17 protein-coding genes are annotated in these 18,751 nt (G+C 62.5%); 5 read left to right on the top strand and 12 right to left on the bottom strand.

The window, feature by feature from the left end:
• Window positions 1-2 precede the first annotated feature (2 nt).
• The 3 genes from ACI2KS_RS22250 to ribBA all read right to left on the bottom strand — a co-directional run bounded on the left by ACI2KS_RS22250 (window position 3) and on the right by ribBA (window position 3,385).
• A complete protein-coding gene (locus tag ACI2KS_RS22250) occupies window positions 3-959 on the bottom strand; it encodes an ABC transporter permease (RefSeq protein ID WP_404623162.1) in 957 nt (318 codons plus the stop codon).
• Window positions 944-1,969: an ABC transporter substrate-binding protein gene (locus ACI2KS_RS22245; protein ID WP_404623161.1), complete on the bottom strand. Its 1,026-nt coding sequence runs from the start codon at window positions 1,967-1,969 to the stop codon at window positions 944-946. Before ACI2KS_RS22245 ends, ACI2KS_RS22250 begins: the two co-directional genes overlap by 16 nt.
• Window positions 1,970-2,254: 285 nt before the next feature.
• Window positions 2,255-3,385 carry a bifunctional 3,4-dihydroxy-2-butanone-4-phosphate synthase/GTP cyclohydrolase II gene (ribBA, locus tag ACI2KS_RS22240; protein ID WP_404623160.1) on the bottom strand — a complete coding sequence of 377 codons (1,131 nt, stop codon included), beginning with the start codon at window positions 3,383-3,385 and terminating at the stop codon, window positions 2,255-2,257.
• 111 nt (window positions 3,386-3,496) lie between these two features.
• Here ribBA and ACI2KS_RS22235 point away from each other — a divergent pair, with 111 nt between their 5' ends.
• Window positions 3,497-3,790, top strand: coding sequence for a DUF1330 domain-containing protein (locus tag ACI2KS_RS22235; RefSeq protein WP_404623159.1), 294 nt, complete (start codon window positions 3,497-3,499; stop codon window positions 3,788-3,790).
• Between the two features lie 173 nt (window positions 3,791-3,963).
• Here the strand turns inward: ACI2KS_RS22235 and ACI2KS_RS22230 are convergent, their stop codons facing one another.
• The 6 genes from ACI2KS_RS22230 to ACI2KS_RS22205 all read right to left on the bottom strand — a co-directional run bounded on the left by ACI2KS_RS22230 (window position 3,964) and on the right by ACI2KS_RS22205 (window position 9,070).
• Window positions 3,964-4,527, bottom strand: a complete 564-nt coding sequence (locus ACI2KS_RS22230; protein WP_404623158.1) for an NUDIX hydrolase — start codon at window positions 4,525-4,527, stop codon at window positions 3,964-3,966.
• Between the two features lies 1 nt (window position 4,528).
• Window positions 4,529-5,281: a GntR family transcriptional regulator gene (locus ACI2KS_RS22225; protein ID WP_404623157.1), complete on the bottom strand. Its 753-nt coding sequence runs from the start codon at window positions 5,279-5,281 to the stop codon at window positions 4,529-4,531.
• 196 nt (window positions 5,282-5,477) lie between these two features.
• Window positions 5,478-5,963 (bottom strand): flavin reductase family protein, encoded by a 486-nt coding sequence (locus tag ACI2KS_RS22220; protein ID WP_404623156.1) that lies wholly within the window; start codon window positions 5,961-5,963, stop codon window positions 5,478-5,480.
• A 12-nt stretch (window positions 5,964-5,975) separates the two neighbouring features.
• On the bottom strand, window positions 5,976-7,457 hold the full coding sequence (locus ACI2KS_RS22215; RefSeq protein ID WP_404623155.1) for an aldehyde dehydrogenase: 1,482 nt from the start codon (window positions 7,455-7,457) through the stop codon (window positions 5,976-5,978).
• Window positions 7,454-8,287 carry an alpha/beta fold hydrolase gene (locus ACI2KS_RS22210; RefSeq protein WP_404623154.1) on the bottom strand — a complete coding sequence of 278 codons (834 nt, stop codon included), beginning with the start codon at window positions 8,285-8,287 and terminating at the stop codon, window positions 7,454-7,456. The genes ACI2KS_RS22215 and ACI2KS_RS22210 overlap by 4 nt, the downstream gene beginning before the upstream one ends.
• Window positions 8,288-8,479: 192 nt before the next feature.
• Window positions 8,480-9,070, bottom strand: a complete 591-nt coding sequence (locus tag ACI2KS_RS22205; RefSeq protein WP_404623153.1) for an amino acid synthesis family protein — start codon at window positions 9,068-9,070, stop codon at window positions 8,480-8,482.
• A gap of 309 nt (window positions 9,071-9,379) precedes the next feature.
• Between ACI2KS_RS22205 and lexA the strand changes: the two genes are divergently transcribed.
• From lexA to ACI2KS_RS22185, 4 genes are read left to right on the top strand one after another with little or no spacing between them, the layout of a single operon-like run.
• A complete protein-coding gene (lexA, locus tag ACI2KS_RS22200; RefSeq protein WP_404623152.1) occupies window positions 9,380-9,997 on the top strand; it encodes a transcriptional repressor LexA in 618 nt (205 codons plus the stop codon).
• Window positions 9,997-10,614, top strand: coding sequence for a translesion DNA synthesis-associated protein ImuA (gene imuA, locus ACI2KS_RS22195; protein ID WP_404623183.1), 618 nt, complete (start codon window positions 9,997-9,999; stop codon window positions 10,612-10,614). Before lexA ends, imuA begins: the two co-directional genes overlap by 1 nt.
• Window positions 10,615-10,621: 7 nt before the next feature.
• Window positions 10,622-12,052, top strand: coding sequence for a Y-family DNA polymerase (locus ACI2KS_RS22190; protein WP_404623151.1), 1,431 nt, complete (start codon window positions 10,622-10,624; stop codon window positions 12,050-12,052).
• Window positions 12,049-15,150: an error-prone DNA polymerase gene (locus ACI2KS_RS22185; RefSeq protein WP_404623150.1), complete on the top strand. Its 3,102-nt coding sequence runs from the start codon at window positions 12,049-12,051 to the stop codon at window positions 15,148-15,150. The genes ACI2KS_RS22190 and ACI2KS_RS22185 overlap by 4 nt, the downstream gene beginning before the upstream one ends.
• A 234-nt stretch (window positions 15,151-15,384) precedes the next feature.
• Here ACI2KS_RS22185 and msrA read toward each other — a convergent pair whose 3' ends face one another.
• The 3 genes from msrA to msrB form a co-directional block, all read right to left on the bottom strand.
• Complete coding sequence (gene msrA, locus ACI2KS_RS22180; protein ID WP_404623149.1) at window positions 15,385-16,119, bottom strand: peptide-methionine (S)-S-oxide reductase MsrA; 735 nt, start codon at window positions 16,117-16,119, stop codon at window positions 15,385-15,387.
• Between the two features lie 27 nt (window positions 16,120-16,146).
• Window positions 16,147-17,970 (bottom strand): cytochrome c biogenesis protein DipZ, encoded by a 1,824-nt coding sequence (locus tag ACI2KS_RS22175; protein WP_404623148.1) that lies wholly within the window; start codon window positions 17,968-17,970, stop codon window positions 16,147-16,149.
• Window positions 17,971-18,129: 159 nt separating this feature from the next.
• Complete coding sequence (gene msrB / locus ACI2KS_RS22170) at window positions 18,130-18,648, bottom strand: peptide-methionine (R)-S-oxide reductase MsrB (RefSeq protein WP_404623147.1); 519 nt, start codon at window positions 18,646-18,648, stop codon at window positions 18,130-18,132.
• Window positions 18,649-18,751 lie beyond the last annotated feature (103 nt).

Here is an 18,751-nt window from a genome sequence, read left to right as displayed (position 1 = left end):
GATTACCTCGCGTGATTGGAGCCGACCGGGGATTCCGGCTGCAGCTTGAGGTAGAAATAGAACAGCACCAGGGTGATCACGATCAGCAACGCGGCGGCCGCACTGGCCAGGCCCCAATTGAGGAACGACTGCACCTGCTGCACGATGAACTCCGGCAACATCATGTCCTGGGCGCCACCGAGCAGCGCGGGGGTCACGTAGTACCCCAGGGACATCACGAACACCATCAGCCCGCCCGAGAACAGCCCCGAGCGACACAGTGGCAGGAAGACCTTGAAGAAGTTGGTCCAGGGGCTGGCGCCGCAGATGGAACCGGCCTGCAACACCATCGGATCGATGGCGGCCATGGTTGCCTGCAACGGCAGCACGATGAACGGGATCATGATGTAGCTCATGCCGATCACCACACCGGTCAGGTTATGCACCATTTCCAGCGGCTGATCGATGACGCCCATGGCCATCAGCGCCTTGTTGATGACCCCGGAGGCTTGCAGCAGCACCAGCCAGGAGTAGGTGCGCGCCAACAGGCTGGTCCACATCGACAGCAGCACGATGTTGAGCATCCAGCGGCCCCAGCCACGCGGCACCAGGGTAATGGCCCAGGCCAGCGGAAAGCCCAGCAGCAGGCTGAACAACGTCACCAGACCCGCCACCGAGAAGGTGTTGAACAGCACGCGGGCATAGGCTGAGTTGGCGAACAGTTGCTCGTAGTTGCCAAAGCCGGGGGTAGGCTCCAGCACGCCGCGCAGCAACAGGCCGATCAGTGGCGCGAAGAAGAACAGGCCGAGGAATAGCAGGGCAGGCAGCAGGTTGCGGCTGCCTTTCCAGCGTTGTGACAGGCGCTGCGATTGTTTCATTGTCACGGCCTGGGCGGGTGCCGCGCCGGCGGTGCTGGACGCACCACCGGCCGGGTTGGATTGACGGGACGCGATGGCCGTCATTTTTATTTGACCAGCCATTCGTTCCACCGTGTCGCGATGGCCGGACCGTTCTTGGCCCAGTACGCGAAGTCGAGAGTGATTTGATCCTTAGCGTAGGCGGTCGGCAGGTTTGGCGCGAGGGTCGAGTCCAGGCGCTGCACGCTGTCCAGGTTGACCGGCGCATAGGCGGTGAGGTTGGAGAAGTCCGCCTGACCCTTGGCGCTGGAGGCCTCGGCAATCAGCTTCATCGCCGCGTCCTTGTTCTTGGCGCCCTTTGGCACCACCAGGAAATCGGCCATGACCAGGTTCTGCTTCCAGCTCACGCCCACCGGCGCGCCATCCTGTTGCAATGCATAGGTGCGCCCGTTCCAGAACTGACCCAGCGAGGCCTCACCGGATGCCAGCAACTGTTGCGACTGCGCACCGCCGCCCCACCAGACGATGTCTTTCTTGATGGTGTCGAGTTTCTTGAAGGCGCGATCCAGGTCCAGCGGGTAGAGCTTGTCTGGCGCAACGCCGTCGGCCAGCAGGGCCAGTTCCAGCACACCCGGGCTTGGCCATTTGTACAGCGCGCGTTTGCCGGGGTAGGTCTTGGTGTCGAACAGTGCCGTCCAGTCATCGGGCTTGGCTTTGCCCAGTTTGCTTTCGTTGTAGCCCAGTACGAAGGAGAAGTAGAACGAACCGACGCCATGCTCGGAGACAAAGCGTGGATCGATGCGATCCTTTTTGATCACCGAGAAGTCCAGAGGCTCAAGCAACCCTTCGCTGGCGGCCCGCAGCGCGAAGTCGGCCTCGACATCGACCACGTCCCACTGCACGTTGCCGCTTTCGACCATGGCCTTGAGCTTGCCGTAGTCGGTAGGCCCGTCCTGAACCACCGCGGTGCCGGTGCTTTTGCTGAACGAGTTGGCCCAGGCCTGTTTCTGCGCATCCTGGGTAGAGCCGCCCCAACTGACGAAGTTGACGCTATCAGCAGCCATGGCTGCGTGACACGAGAGCGCCAACACACTTGCTGTCAGGACCGCTGTTGCACGTTGAATCAACACCATTTTCACGCCCTCATTTGTTGTGTTTTGAGCGGGCTGTCATCGCCCGCTTGTCGGGACAGTGGATCCACTGGATCTGAAAATCGGGGCCGGCCAGAGGCTGTTGTTTGTGCTGTCCCTTGCGGGCGTCCCTGGCTGAAAAAAGCTGCGGCCTACGGAATGTCATATTATGGTATTCCAAACTTTCCGCAAGCACTTTGCCGTTATTAAAGCGTCCTGTTTTTGATTTTTTTGTAAGCACAGGCCCTGTGTTTACAGGGCCAAACGCCGATTCACCGGTGAAACGAATCAGCTGGCGAGCGTCTGTGCAGGGTCAGGAAAGGGAATGCTTTCAACCACTTCCAGATCATAGCCAGTGAGCCCGGCGTATTTCAGTGGCGGGCCCAGATGACGCAGTTTGCCGACGCCGATGTCTTGCAGGATTTGCGCCCCGGTGCCCACTTCCGAGTAGATTCTGGACTGCGAACGGGTGTACTGGCGCGGTGCCTGGGTCAGTTGCGGTATGCGTTCGAGCAACGCTTGCGAGGACTCATGATTGGCCAGCACCACGACGACGCCCCGACCTTCCTGCGCGACCTTTTGCAGGGCGGCCCACAAGGTCCAGTTGGCCGGTCCGTGGTATTGGGCGCCAACCAGGTCGCGCAGCGGGTCGACCACATGCACGCGCACCAGGGTTGATTCTTCACGGCGAATGTCGCCCATGACCATGGCCATGTGCACGCCACCTTCGATGCGGTCTTCATAGCTGATCAGCCGGAAGGTGCCGTGTACGGTGGGCAGTTCGCGCTCGCCGATGCGCACCACGGTGTGCTCGGTGCTGAGGCGGTAGTGGATCAGATCGGCGATGGTGCCGATGCGAATCCCATGCCTGGCGGCGAAGCGCTCAAGATCCGGGCGCCGGGCCATGCTGCCATCGTCATTCATCACCTCGACAATCACCGAGGCGGCTGTGAAACCGGCCAGGCGTGCCAGATCGCAACCGGCTTCGGTGTGCCCGGCGCGAGTCAGCACGCCGCCTTCGCGAGCACGCAAAGGGAAGATGTGCCCAGGCTGCACCAGGTCTTCAGCGGTGGCATCTGCAGCCACAGCCGCCTGCACGGTGCGCGCCCGGTCGGCGGCGGAAATGCCGGTAGTGACTCCGGTTGCCGCTTCGATGGATACGGTGAAAGCGGTGGAGAACACACTGCCGTTGCTGGGCACCATTTGTTCAAGGCCCAGACGCTGGCAATGCTCGTCGGTCAGGGTCAGGCAGATCAGCCCGCGCGCCTGGTTGGCCATGAAGCTGATGGCCTGTGGCGTGCAGCGGTCGGCCGCGAGCAGCAGGTCGCCCTCGTTTTCCCGGTCCTCATCATCGACCAGCAGGACCATCTTGCCCAGGCGGTAGTCTTCGATGATGTCTTCGATGCGGTCGAACGCCATACTCGGGATCTCTGTTTTATAAGATGGAAAATAGTGGTATACCATAAGACAGAATATTTCACAGTTTCCACCGGTTTGAAACCACAAACTGGATTAATGAGCGAGAGTGCGATGAAGGCTTACTGGATTGCCCATGTAGACATCACTGACCCGACGCAATACGCCGAGTACACCCAGCGCGGGCCTGCGGCATTCGCCAGATACGGAGGGAAGTTTCTGGCACGAGGGGGCCGCGCCGAAGCCCTGGAGGGCCGCAAGACCCCGCAGCGCACAGTGGTCATCGAGTTCGAATCCTACGAGCAGGCGCTGGCCTGTTATCACTCGCCCGAGTATCAGCAAGCAATCAGTTACAGGCAGGACGTGGCCCAAGCCGAGATCGTGATTGTCGAGGCGTTTGCGGGGTAGGGTGCGTAGCCCGTGCTTTTTGATTCTGCCCGCAGGGCGTCGGAGTCTGGAATGCCGACGACCAACAGCGCAGCGGTGGTCATACGATGCGCTTTTGATCGTTCTCACGCTCAGCGTCGGGGAGGCATTCCCACGCAGAGCGGGGGACGATCAATCAGCGATGCGATGAACTTTTACCGAATGAAATGCACCTTTCCGGTATCGTCATTGCCCACGTAAATCCCGTACACCCCGGCCTGACGCTCGGTGATGTAGCGCTCCAGGATCTGCCGGATGGCCGGGTAGTAGATGCTGTCCCACGGGATGTCTTCGGGGGCGAAGAACTGGCAGGCCAGGGTTTCCGGGCCGAACTGCCCGGTGATGTCCAGGGCGATGGCGCGGAACACGATGTACACCTCGCTGATCTGCGGCACGCTGAAGATCGAATAGGGCGAGATGATCTCGGCACGTACGCCGCTTTCTTCCCAGACCTCGCGCAATGCCGCCTGCTCGGTGGTTTCACCGGCTTCCATGAAACCTGCCGGCAAAGTCCAGGTGCCTGGGCGCGGTGGAATCGCGCGCTGACACAACAGGTATTTGCCGTCGCGCTCGATGATGCAGCCGGCGATGATCTTCGGGTTGACGTAGTGGATGTGCTGACACGCCCCGCACATCAGCCGCGCATGTGTGTCTCCATCAGGAATGCGCTGCACCAGGTCAGAGCTGCCACATTGCGGACAAAAGCGCGGGGCGGGCATGTCAGCGTCCTATGCGCGGTTCCTTCAGAACCACGGGTTCGACGATGGCGCGCACTTTGCTGCCGTCGTCCTGTTTGGATTTGAGGTAATCGAGGGCCACCCTGGCCGCGCTGCGCACGTGATCGACCGACGCCTGATGCGCTGCCAGCGGGTCGCCGCTCTTGATCGCCGCGACGATTTTTTCCATTTCCTGATTGCTCGCACCGCGGCGGTTTTCCTGAGACACCGAGGTCGCACGCAGATAGCTGATACGGGCCTGCAACTGGCGTAGCTGGGTGGCCGCAACGTGGTTGCCGGAACCCTCGAACAACACGTCGTAGAAGCCCTGTACCGAGTCCAGCACCTGTTGCAACTCGCCTTCTTCCAGCGCCTTGGTGTTTTCGTTGAGGGCTTTTTCCAGGGCACGGATGTCCTTGGCCTTGGCGCGCAGGGTGAACAGCTGGACGATCAGACCCTCGAGCACGCAGCGCAGCTCATAGATGTCGCAGGCGTCTTCCAGGGTGATGATAGCCACGCGTGGGCCCTTGGCATCGGCGAATTCCACCAGGCCTTCGGATTCGAGATGGCGCAGGGCTTCACGCACAGAAGTGCGGCTGACGCCGAGGCGATCGCACAGATCGCGTTCGACCAGGCGATCACCGGGCAGCAATTGAAAATTCATGATCGCGCTGCGCAGTTTATCCAGCACGATTTCCCGAAGAGTCACGGGGTTGCGATTGACCTTGAAGCTGTCGTCGAGTGGCAGGCGTTTCATGGAGTCCGCTCTGAAGATGGCTGTCCGTGCGAAAAAAGCGGCTCGATGCTCAAGCACGCAGTCATTTCAGGCAGCCATGTAGTTGACTGGGGTGGCCGAATGGGCCAAAACGTTGCGCAGTTTATCACGCTGTGTGCCGCCAACCAGCAAGCCCATCGCCAGGATGGGCCGCAATTCTACTCTTGATCAGCGAATATCACGCCAGAACCGGCAATGGCCCCAGTTTGCCGCGGTGGTAGACCATCGGCGTGACCGGCTCCTGCGGCAGGATCAGGTGCTTGACCGCGCCGACGATGATGGCGTGATCGCCGCCGTCATACTCGCGCCACAGTTCGCACTCGATGATCGCCGTGGCCTTGGCCAGCAGCGGATTGCCCAGTTCGCTCAAATGCCACTCGATGCCTTTGGCCTTGTCCTTGCCTTTGCCGGCAAAGGCGTAGGCTTCGGCGGTCTGCTCGGCCGACAGCAAGTGAATCGCGAATTGCTTGCTGTCACGCAATATCGGGTAGGTGTCCGAGGCGTAGTTGGGGCAGAACAGCACCAGCGCCGGATCGATCGACAGGGCGCTGAACGCACTGGCGGTGATGCCGACGATGCCGCCATCCGGGCCTAGGGTGGTGACCACCGTGACACCGGAGGGAAAGGACGCCATGACGTCTTTGTAGATCCCGGGTTCGATCATGTCGAAAACCTCTTAACGCATCACGAAGGGGTCGGGCATCGGTTCCTGCGAGAGATTGATCCACACCGTTTTAAGCTCGGTGTAGGCCAGTACCGAATCGATACCGCTCTCGCGACCATAGCCGCTGTTCTTGAAACCGCCGATAGGCGCCATGGCCGATACGGCGCGATAGGTGTTGACCCAGATGATGCCGGAGCGCACGTCCCGAGCCAGGCGATGGGCACGCCCCAGATCACGGGTCCAGATCCCGGCGGCCAGGCCGAATTGCGAGTCGTTGGCGATGGCCAGCGCCTGGGCTTCATCCTTGAAGCGGATCACCGAGGCGACCGGGCCGAAGACTTCTTCCTGCATGATCTTCATCGAATTGCTGTCGCACTCGAACAGCGTCGGCTCGTAGTACCAGCCGTCACAATCGAGTTGCGCACGTTTGCCGCCAGTGCGCAGGCGCGCGCCTTCGGCCAGGGCATCAGCGACCAGCCCTTCGACTACCGCCAGTTGCTGGGCGGTGGCCATCGGGCCCATTTCGCTGGCTTCATCCTGCGGATTGCCGATGCGAATACGCTGGGCGCGTGCCACCAGGCGTTCGACGAACTCGTCGTAGATTTCGTCCTGCACCAGCAAGCGCGAGCCGGATACGCAGCTTTGGCCCGAGGCGGCGTAGATCCCGGCAACCGCGCCGTTGATCGCGCTCTCCAGATCGGCATCGGCGAAGATGATGTTCGGTGACTTGCCGCCCAGTTCCAGCGACAGTCTGGCGAAGTTCTCGGCGCTGCTGCGCACCACATGCCGGGCCGTGGCCGCGCCGCCGGTGAAGGCGATCTTGCGCACCAGCGGATGGCGGGTGAGGGCGGCGCCGGTACTCGGGCCATAGCCGGTCACCACGTTGACCACGCCCGGCGGAATGCCGGCTTCAAGGGCCAGGCGCGCCAGCTCCAGAATGGTCGCCGAGGCATGTTCGGAGGGCTTGAGGACGATGGTGTTGCCGGCCGCCAGGGCAGGCGCCAGTTTGATCGCGGTCAGGTACAGCGGACTGTTCCAGGGAATGATCCCGGCCACCACGCCCATGGGTTCGTGCACGGTGTAGGCAAACAGATCGGGCTTGTCCAGCGGCAGCGTACCGCCTTCGAGCTTGTCGGCCAGGCCTGCGGTGTAATGGAAAAACTCCGGCAGGTAGCTGACCTGGCCGCGGGTCTCGCGAATCAGCTTGCCATTGTCGCGGCTTTCCAGCTGCGCCAGGTGTTCCTTGTTTTCGCCAATCAGATCGCCCAGCCGGCGCAGCAGTTTGCCACGCGCGGTGGCGCTCAGTTTGCGCCAGGCCGGGTTCTCGAAAGCCGCTTGAGCCGCTTGTACGGCGCGCTCGACATCGGCTTCATCGGCGTCTGGCAGTTCGGCCCAGGGCTGGGCCAGCGCCGGGTTGAGGCTTTCGAAGGTCTTGCCGGATAACGCATCGACCCATTGGCCGTCGATGCACATCTGGAAACGGGTAAGGCTCATGCAACGATCCCCTTTGCCGAAGTGTTTTGCGCGTCTGCCTGCTTGAGGAAATCCAGGAGCATCTGGTTGACCAGGCGTGGCGATTCCACCGGCATCATATGCCGCTGCTCGGCCAGTATCTGCACCTGTGCACCGTGAATGCGCATTGCCAGTTGCCGGGCCATGTCCGGGGTTGAACCGGGGTCCAGCTCACCGGTGGCGATCAGTGTCGGCGCACGAATCTGGCCCAGATCGTCAGCGCGGTACATGTCCTGGGTGGCAAACAGTTGGTAGGTGGTCAGATAACCCTGCGGATCATTGCTGCCCAGCACCTGCCGGATCGCTGCGATCTGCGCCGGATTGGCCGCCTGGTATTCACGGCTGAACCAGCGCGTCAGCGCCTCGGCGGCGTTGGCGTCGGGGCCATGCTCGGCGGCCTGGCTGGTGCGCGCGATGACGCCTGCACGTTGCTCGGCGCTGCGGTTGAACACGCTGTTGAGGATCACCATCCCCGACAGGTGCTCAGGGAAGTGCAGGGCGAACGCGCGTGCCACCAGACCGCCCATGGAAAAGCCGATGACCGTGGCGCTGGGCAGGTTCAAGTGCTCCAGCAACTCACGCAGTTGCTCGGCGTAACCGGGCAGCCCGGTCTCGGGGTCCGGGCGCGGGCTGGCGCCATGGCCGAGCATGTCGTAGGCAATGACTCGATAGTGCGGGGACAGACCGACGATCTGTCCTCCCCACATCTCCTTGTTCAGACCAACCCCGTGGATCAATACCACGGGCTGGCCTTGGCCGGTCGCCAGATAACTGGTGCCGGCCGGGGTGCGTTCAGCGCTGAGCCGAATCATGTGAATCGCTCCTGCAAACCTTATTAGTATCCGCGCTGTCTGGCAGCGTCGCACGTGCGTAGCCGTCGGGCTTGCCGGCAGCTGCGGTGGGTCTGCAACACATTTGTCGGATGACCCACCGCGGCCGCCGGCAAGCCGTGCTGCTGCAGAGGTTGGATCGGTGCCACACCGCGTCAGCTTTGGCCGGTGTCATTACTGGGCTTTTTCAGCAGCCAGTTCTTCCAGGTCGATGTAGCGGTTGCCGATGCGCGGGTGCAGACGGCCGCCGTTGGCAGCGCCCAGCACAACGATGATTTCATCGGCGCGCGGCGAGTCTTCGATCTGCATTTCCAGAGTGATGTAGTGCGAACGCAGGCCTTCGTCGTCCTTGTGCATCATCGGAATCTGGATCGAAGTGCCCGGACCACCGCGCTTGTTGGTGAAGCTCAGGTAGCTCTTGGCTTTAACGGCTTCGCGGTAGTGGTTGCCAAAACGCAGGGTGTGAATGACCGCCGAGGCGTGTTCGATCTCGCCCTCGGCGCCCACCACTGCAGCCTTGCCATAGGCCTGGATCTTGTCTGCGCCGCCGATCAGGGCAGTCAGGCGCTCCACCATCATGGCGCCCAGGTCAGAGCAGCTGGCGCGGATTTCAGGCTTGAGGTCTTCGACGAAACCGCGACCCAGCCACGGATTCTTCATGACCACCGCCAGACCGACCATGGTCACCGGCGTGTCAGTAGGCTTGCCGCCTTCGATCAGGGTTTCTTCGAGGTAGCTGACGATCTTGCGAATTTCGAAACTCATGAATGGCTCCCGGGTTCTTGGTCAGATTGTTGATGCGGGTTTGTATTTGGTCTGATGGTATACCATAAGATTGTTCGTGCAAGTGGTTTGTGTGAAGTCGTGTCGAAAAACGACTTGCGGGTGACGCCCAGTCGAGCGGTGGATCATCCAAACTCTGCGTAGCAGTCCGGCTTACCGGCGTTGGCGTCCGGAAAACCGCTACCGCCGGCCAGCCGTGCGGCTACACACGCTTGCACCACCCCGGGCTTTTGAGCGTTCTCCAAGCACTTGATAAACGGCGCTAGCCAGAATTATCCGAAAAGAGTACAAATGTGCTCCATGACGACTCTATCCCCCCGACGCGCTGCCATCCTCACTTTCATCCGTGACCGCATCGCCCAAAATGACCAGCCGCCGAGCCTCGCGGAAATTTCCGCAGCCTTCGGATTCGCCTCGCGCAGCGTGGCCCGCAAGCACATCCTGGCGCTGACCGAGGCCGGCTATATCGAGGTCACTGCCAATCAGGCGCGGGGCATTCGACTGGTGCAGACCGGACGCCGTGCCGAAATGCTCGACATCCCGGTTCTGGGCCGGGTGGCCGCCGGTGCCCCGATCGGCCCTGACATCGACCTCCATGACACCTTCACCCTGGACAGCCGCACCTTCTTGCGCGTCCCCGACTACCTGTTGCGGGTCAAGGGCGACTCGATGATCGAAGACGGAATTTTCGACGGCGACCTGGTCGGCATCCTGCAAAGTGCCGAGGCCCGTGACGGGCAGATCATCGTCGCCCGGCTCGATGGCGAAGTGACCATCAAACGCCTTGAGCGCGCTGAAAACCAACTTCGTCTGCTGCCCCGCAACCCGGCTTATCAGCCCATCGTGGTGCGTCCCGATCAGGATTTCGCCATCGAAGGGGTGTTCTGCGGGCTGGTGCGCCGCGAATGATGGGCGCAGTGGTCAGCCTCGACGCGCTGCTGGACGAGCGCCGGGTCTGGAAAGGGCGTGCGCAGGTCCAGCCGGTTGCCACCCAACCCACGGGGCATGCCTTGCTGGACGCGGCTCTGCCCATTGGTGGCTGGCCACCTGCGGCGCTCACGGAAATCCTGATTGCCGCCAATGGCAGCGGCGAGCTACGGCTGATGTGGCCGACCCTGGCGCGGCTGGCCGAGCGTGGCGAGCGGATCGTCCTGGTGGCGCCGCCCTACGTGCCTTACCCCCAGGCCTGGCACGCGGCAGGGGTCGACTTGCGGCAACTGTCGGTGATCCAGGCGAGTGAGCGCGACGCGCTGTGGGCAGTGGAGCAGTGTTTGCGTTCCGGCAGTTGCGGCGCGGTGTTGTGTTGGCCGAACAAGGTCGACGACCGCGCCTTGCGCCGCTTGCAGGTCGCCGCGGAAACCGGCGAGACCCTGGCATTCGCCTGCCGTGGGCAATACGCGGCGGCCAATCCGTCTCCGGCCGCCTTGCGCATCGCCATTGATGTGCGACCCAGTCAACTGCGGGTGCTCAAATGCCGCGGCGGGCTTGCGCCTTCCTCACCCATCCCCTTTACCACCGACGCCTGAGGTCTGCATGCTCTGGGCCTGTGTCCTGCTGCCACAACTGGCGCTGGACGGCGTCATGCGTCGTCGCGCCAATCCTGAAGAACCGCTGGCGCTGATCAGTGGTACGGCTCAGCGCCGTGTCCTGCAAACGGTCAATGCCGCTGCCCGCGAACTGGGCTTGCGTGCCGGTCAATCGCTGACAGCCGCCCACGCCATGACCCGTGAATTCGCCACGGTTGAATACGACCCGGCCGAGACCGAGCGCTGGCACCGATTGCTGGCGGCATGGGCCTATCGCTTCAGCTCGCAGGTCAGCCTGAAATATCCGCGCGTGCTGCTGATGGAAGTCGAATCCAGCCTTGGCTTGTTCGGGCCGTGGCCGGTGTTCGAGGCGCGCCTGCGTCAGGAGCTGACGGCATTGGGTTTCAGCCATCGTATCGTCGTGGCGCCCAACCCTGTGGCGGCGCGTATGCTGGCCAATGCTCATGACAGCATGGCGCTGACCTGCAACGACAACCTGAACCAAGTGCTGGAGCAGATGCCGGTCAATCGCATCGGTCTGCCGCAAGAGGTGTCGACGGCATTTGCCCGCATGGGCCTGCATCGCCTGCGCCAGGTATTGGCCTTGCCCCGCGATACCCTGGCCCGGCGCTTTCCCGCTCACGTGCTGACGCATCTGGATACCTTGACCGGACGCAGGCCGGCGCCGCTGGAATGCTATGTGCCGCCGGATCATTTCGAGACGCGCATCGAGCTCAATTTCGACGTCGAATCCCATCAGGCGCTGCTGTTCCCGCTCAAACGCATGATCGCCGACCTGGCGCTGTTTCTGGGCGGGCGGGACAGCGGCGTACAGCGCTTCATCATTCATCTTGAGCATGTGCCCGGGGTTGGCGGTGTGGCGCCGGACACGCAGATTCCGGTGGGTCTGCTCAGTGCCGAGCGTGAAGCCAACATGCTGTTCGAACTGGCCCGCGGGCGGCTGGAGCAGGTGGTCGTGCCCTCGCCGGTGCGAGCCTTGAGATTGCAGGCCAGGGACCTGCCGGCATTCGTGCCAACCCATCGCGAGCTGTTCGATGAGCGCCCGCAACAGAGCATGCCCTGGGAGCAACTGCGTGAACGGCTACGGGCGCGGTTGGGTGATGAGGCGGTCAGTGGCTTGAGCTTTCATGCCGATCATCGCCCCGAATGCGCCTGGCTGCCGGGCACGGTGAGCAAGGTGGCGTCGGGTATCAGGCCTGTGCCGCGTCCGGGCTGGCTGTTGCCTGAGCCCGAATCGCTCAGCCAGTCCAGCGTACGGGTGCTCGCCGGGCCTGAGCGGATCGAGTCCGGCTGGTGGGACGGTGGTGACGTACGCCGCGATTACTACCTCATCGAAACCCGCAGTGGCCAGCGCGGCTGGGCCTATCGCAGCGTGGGTGATGACGGCGGCCTGTCGCTGCATGGCTGGTTCGCATGAGCTGCGAGTATGCCGAACTGCATTGCCTGTCCAACTTCAGTTTTCAGCGCGGGGCGTCCAGCGCCAAGGAGCTGTTCGATCGGGCCAAGCTGCATGGCTACCAGGCCTTGGCCATCACCGACGAATGCACACTGGCAGGCATCGTTCGCGCCTGGCAGGCCGCCCGCGAGTCTGAGCTGCCCTTGATCATCGGCAGCGAGATGACCATCGAAAACGGCCCGAAAGTGGTGCTGCTGGTAGAGAACCTCGCCGGCTACCAGGCCTTGTGCCGGTTGATCACCGAGGGTCGGCGGCGCAGCAAGAAAGGCGAGTACCGGTTGTTGCGTGAAGATTTTCTACACCCGGTGGCAGGCCTGTTGGCGCTATGGGTGCCGGACCTGGATCAACCTGCCCAGGTACGTCTGGAACACGGGCAATGGCTACGCGGCATCTTTGCGCAGACGCTCTGGCTGAGCGTTGAGCTGCATTGCGGGCCGGACGACCAGAAGCGCATGACGATGTTGCTGGCCCTGGCCCGCGCTCTGGGCATCCCGGCCGTCGCCACTGGCGATGTGCACATGCATGCCCGAGGCCGCCGCGCCTTGCAGGACACCATGACTGCCATCCGCCATCACACCACCGTGGCCGAGGCCGGGCATAGGCTGTTTGCCAATGGCGAGCGGCATCTGCGTCCAAAAGCTGTGCTGGCTGACCTTTATCCGGCGCCGTTGCTGGCCCAAACCCTGAACATCGCCCGGCGTTGCACCTTTGACCTGGGCCAGTTGCGCTACGAGTATCCCCACGAGCTGGTGCCTGCCGACCACACCCCCGGCAGTTGGTTGAGGCACCTGACCGAGCTGGGCGCACGCCGGCGCTGGCCCGAAGGTGTGCCCGGCATGGCCAGGGCAAATATCGAGAAGGAGCTGAAAATCATCGCGGTGAAAAAGTACGAGAGTTACTTCCTCACCGTGCACGACATCGTCAGCTTCGCCCGTGATCAGAGTATTTTGTGTCAGGGCCGTGGTTCGGCTGCTAATTCGTCAGTGTGCTTTGCCTTGGGCATCACTGAACTTGACCCATCCAAAAGCAATCTGCTGTTTGAACGTTTCATCTCCGAGGAGCGCGACGAGCCGCCGGACATCGACGTCGATTTCGAGCACGAGCGGCGTGAGGAAGTCCTGCAGTATGTGTTTCGCCGTTATGGTCGGGGCAGGGCGGCATTGACCGCCGTAGCCAGCACTTATCACGGCGCCGGTGCGATTCGGGATGTGGCGCGGGTGCTCGGTCTGCCGCCCGACCAGATCAACGCCCTGGCCGACTGCTGCGGGCGCTGGAACGACAATATTCCGCCCGCCGAGCGCTTGCGCGAATGCGGCTTCGAGCCTGACAGCCCGGTGTTGCGCCGGGTATTGGCGTTGACCGGCGAATTGATCGGCTTTCCCCGGCACCTGTCGCAACACCCGGGCGGTTTCGTGATTTCCGAGCATCCGTTGCAAACCCTGGTGCCGGTGGAAAACGCCGCCATGGCCGAGCGCACCATCATTCAGTGGGACAAGGACGATCTGGATCTGGTCGGGCTGCTCAAGGTCGACATCCTGGCGCTGGGCATGCTGAGCGCCTTGCGTCGTACCTTCGATCTGGTCAGGCGCTATCGGGGTTACGACCTGACCATCGCCACCCTTCCCAGTGAAGACAAGCCCACCTACGACATGATCAGCCGCGCCGACACCATCGGTGTGTTCCAGATCGAGTCGCGCGCGCAGATGTCGATGCTGCCGCGGCTCAAGCCCAAGACCTTTTACGATCTGGTGATCGAGGTCGCCATCGTGCGACCGGGGCCGATTCAGGGCGACATGGTGCATCCGTACCTGCGGCGCAGAAATGGTGAAGAGGAGGTGACCTATCCCTCCGATGAACTCAAGGAAGTCTTCGAGCGCACATTGGGGGTGCCGCTGTTCCAGGAGCAGGTAATGCAACTGGCGATTGTCGCGGCTGATTATTCGCCCGGCGAAGCCGACCAGTTACGCCGCTCCATGGCTGCCTGGAAACGTCATGGCGGGCTGGAGCCGCATCGCATCCGGCTGAGCGAGCGCATGAAGGAAAAGGGTTACCCGGACGAATTCATTCACCGCATCTTCGAACAGATCAAGGGCTTTGGCAGCTATGGCTTTCCCGAATCCCATGCCGCCAGTTTCGCGCTGCTGACCTATGCCAGTTGCTGGCTCAAATGCCACGAGCCTGCGGCCTTCACCTGTGCGTTGATCAACAGCTGGCCCATGGGCTTCTACAGCCCGGACCAATTGCTCCAGGATGCCCGTCGGCATCAGATCGATGTGCACCCGGTGGACGTGCGCTTCAGCGACTGGGATTGCTCGCTGGAGCCGGTTGAAGGGCGGGTGTACACGCAGGACCTGGCGATTCGTATGGGCCTGCGCATGATCCGCGGGTTTCGTGAAGAGGATGCCCGGCGCATCGAACAGGCACGAGCTCAACGTGAGTTCAAGGACGTCACCGACCTGTGCCTGCGTGCCGATCTGGACAACCGCGCCCGCGCATCGCTGGCCGATTCCGGCGCCTTGCGCGGGCTGGTGGGGCATCGTCACCGGGCGCGCTGGGAGGTTGCCGGGGTCGAAATGCAGCGTCCACTGTTTGGTGATGATTGTTTTGGCGAGGAAGCGCAAGTGGCGCTGCCGCTTCCCAGCGTGGCCCAGGATCTGATGGCTGACTACGACACCGTCGGCACCACACTGGGCCCGCACCCCTTGGCGTTGCTGCGCAACAAGCTGGCGGCCAAGCGCTTTCGCAGCTCAAAGGATCTGTTGCACGAAGAGCACGGGCGCAACTTCAGCGTGGCCGGCCTGGTGGTGGGGCGACAGCGACCCGGTACGGCAAGTGGCGTGACCTTCGTCACCCTGGAAGACGAGCACGGCATGATCAACGTGGTGGTCTGGCGCGACCTGGCCGAACGTCAGCGCAAGGTGCTGGTGGGCTCGCAATTGATGCAGGTGTTCGGCAAGTTCGAATACCAGAAGGGCGTACGCCACATCATCGCGCAAAGGCTGTTCGACCTGACGCCCCTGCTGACCGGACTTGATGTGCGCAGCCGGGATTTCAAGTGAACAGTGGCAGACCCGCAGACGCTGATGCGGTCTATCTGACAGGACGAGGGCGTCTGGTTTGACTGTCGGTGCCCGGCAGCTCGTCCGAGTGCGGCCCAGAGGCAAGCCCGCTCCTACAGAAAGGCGGTCCGCCGGAACCAGAGGCGTTTGCAGATCTGCCTCTGATTCTGACCGAAGGCCCTAGGAGCTGGTGCCGACTGCCTCTGATTCTGGCCGAAGGCCTATAGCGAGCCGTTATTGAGCGGTCTTCAACAGCACCGGCTGTTCGCTGTAGCGATTGGCGAACAGTTGCTTCAACTGGCCAACCTTGGGCAGGTCGTTGATCACGATGTACGGGTAGGTCGGGTGGGTGGTGAGGAAGTTCTGGTGGTAATCCTCGGCCGGATAGAAGCCGTTGTATTGCTCGATTTTTGTCACGATGGGCGCATTGAACGACTTCGCTGCATCCAGCTGAGCAATGTAGGCCTGGGCCACGGCTTGTTGCTCATGGCTTCGCGGGAAGATCGCTGAACGGTACTGGGTGCCGTGGTCGGGGCCCTGACGGTTGAGCTCGGTGGGGTTATGCGCCACCGAGAAAAAGATCTGCAGCAGTTTGCCGTAGCTCACCTGAGCGGGGTCGAAGGTGACCTCCACCGACTCGGCATGCCCGGTATCGCCGTCGCTGACCCGTTCGTATTGCGCGGTATCGGCCTTGCCACCGGTGTAACCGGATACCACCTTTTTCACTCCCTGCACATGCTGGAAAACCCCTTGGACACCCCAGAAACAGCCGCCGGCGAGCACCGCTGTTTCGCTGCCTGATGCGCTGACCACCTCGTCTTTGACCGGCGCAGCGATGCTCACCGCGTCCTCACCGGCAAACGAGCAGGCCGCGGTTTGCAGCACGGCGGCCCCCAGGAGCAGGCGCAGCCCATGGCGCCTCCAGAGAGGCAGGGCGAAGGTGATGCGGCCGAAACTGAGCATGTTCATGTCTGACACTCCTGAGCCTGGGCTCGATCAACCAAAAGTGAAGGCGTAAGCGGACACGCCCGGGTCGCTGAATTCGATGCTGAAGGTGTGATCGGCGACATCACCGGGCTGGCGCACCAGTTGATACAGGCGCTGTTCGGTGACGGTGCCGCTACCGTCCGCTGTGACGTCCATGCCGTGCGCATCGCCGGGGGCCTGGCCGTCGATCATGACTTTGAACCGCACCGGTTTGCCGTCGCTGCCAGGGCCGAGCACCAGATGCAGGTCACGGGCATGGAAGCGGTAGACGATCCGGCCGTTGGGCGCATTGAGGCTGGCGCGTTCGGCGCCGATGTTCCATTGCCCGTCCAGTCCCCAGCTGTTCAGCGCCAAGGGCTGCGGCGTGCTGTAACTGGCTACCCGATCACCCTTGGCGCCGCCAGGGGAGACGAAGTTCTCGGCGCGTTCGAAGCCCAGGTAGGTTTCCGGCGATTTGACGTCATTGATGTCCGCCGCCTGTTGCACGCCGTGGCCGTTGGCATCGATCAGGTCGCTGGTGATCTGACTGTTGCCTGCCTCGCGCAGCAGTTGCTGAATGACCCGCTCGGATTCGTCATAGGCGCCCTCACCGAAGTGGTGATAGCGAATCTGGCCCTTGGCGTCGGCGAAATAATGGGCGGGCCAGTACTGATTGTCGAAGGCGCGCCAGATCTTGTAATCGTTGTCGATGGCGACCGGGTAGTTGATGCTCAGATCGCCAATAGCCTTGCTGACGTTCTTGACGTCGCGTTCGAAGGCGAATTCCGGCGCATGCACACCAATCACCACCAGCCCCTGATCGCGGTACTTGTCGGCCCAGGCCTTGACGTAGGGCAGGGTACGCAAGCAGTTGATGCACGAGTAGGTCCAGAAATCCACCAGCACCACCTTGCCCTTGAGCTGTTCGGCACTCAGCGGCGCCGAGTTGAGCCACTGCACCGCGCCGCTGAGCGAGGGCAACTGGCCTTCGACCGGCAGGCTGGAGGTCGTGTTTTTCGCCGCCATCATCATCGCGCCCGATGCCTGCATGCTGGCGCCGGCTTCGTCGTGCCCGGCAGTGTTCTGCGCCATCATCGCGCCGCCTTGCATCACATTGCTGTCAGGTTGCACCTTGCCGGTCAGCCGTCCGACCAGCGACTGTTCCAGACCGCCGGTGGAAGCTGTGGAAAACCGCGCAAGAATGCCGGTGTCCAGACCCAGTGCAATGGCGGCCACACCCGCCAGCATCGCGGCCCCCAGACCTCGGCGAATCCACTCACCGGCACCCAGCGAGCGCTTCATCGCGCTGAACACCTTGCCGCCCAGCAACAGCGCCAATGCCAATGAAGTCGCCGCACCGGCGGCATACGCCAACAGCAACAGCGTAGTGCCGACGCTTGCGCCTTGCAGCGCGGCGCCGGTCAACACCAGGCCTAATATCGGCCCTGCGCAAGGCGCCCAGAGCAACCCTGTAGCGACCCCGATCATGAAGGACGCCCAAGGGCTTGGGCGGGCGTCCACACCTGCGTTCTGCGACAGGCGACTGCCGGCGGCCACCAGCGGACGGGTCAGTCGTTCGGCAAGCTTTGGCAGCAGCAGGGTCAGGCCGAACAGCGCGACGAAGATCAGCGCCAGGCCGCGACCATACTGGTTGAGCTGGACCACCCAGCCGCCACCGACCGCAGCGAGGGTCGCGACCAGGGCAAAGGTCAGCGCCATACCCACCAGCAACGGCAGGCCACTGCGCACGAACGGCTGGCCGGTGCGGGCGAAGACAAATGGCAGTACCGGCAGGATGCATGGGCTGACGATGGTCAGTACGCCGCCCAGGTAGGCGAGGATGATCAGGAGCATGGGTTAATTCCCTTCAGATGGATCAAGATATCTGGACGTTGCACGTAAGGCCTGACAGCCAATCCCTTTAGGCGTGAGCTTGCTCGCGATGGCGGTGAGTCGGATACAGCTGGGCCGACGGAAAAATTGCGATCGCAAGCTAGCTCACTCCTATAGTGTTCAGCCGGTGGTTTCTGAAAAGGTCATCGCCACGCCATTCATGCAATAGCGCAGGCCGGTGGGTTTCGGACCGTCGGTGAACACGTGCCCCAGGTGCCCGCCGCAGCGACGGCAGTGGACTTCCTTGCGCAGCACACCGAACGAGGTGTCGGTGCGGATCGCGGTGGCGTTGTCCAGCGGCACCCAGAAGCTCGGCCAGCCGGTGTGGCTGTCGAATTTCGTGCTCGATGAAAACAGCTGCAACTGGCAACCGGCGCAAGCGAAGGTGCCGCTGCGATGTTCGTCGTTCAACGGGCTGCTGTAGGGACGTTCGGTGGCTTCGCGGCGCAGCACCTGAAACTGCTCGTCGTTGAGCAGCGTGTGCCACTGCGCCTCGCTGTGGCTGACCTCGAAGGTGCCGATTGGCGCGTCCTGCGGGGTCATGCTCTGGCCATCGGCGAACTTGGGTAGAACCCCGAGCGCGATGACGGCCACACCGGCACTGCCGCTGAGCACCATGAACTGTCTTCTTGAAAGCATGAGCGATCTCCTGGGGCAGCGCCGAGGCCGGCCTGTGATGCGATGAAGCAAGACTAGGCGCGCGCTGTTCCCCGAATCCTCACCGAGAGTTAAACAATTCGTG

It is taken from the genome of Pseudomonas sp. NPDC087358 (assembly GCF_044900785.1).
GTDB lineage: Bacteria > Pseudomonadota > Gammaproteobacteria > Pseudomonadales > Pseudomonadaceae > Aquipseudomonas.
The sequence above is the reverse complement of the archived record's forward strand: the minus strand, read 5'-3'. Positions and strand labels throughout refer to the sequence as shown.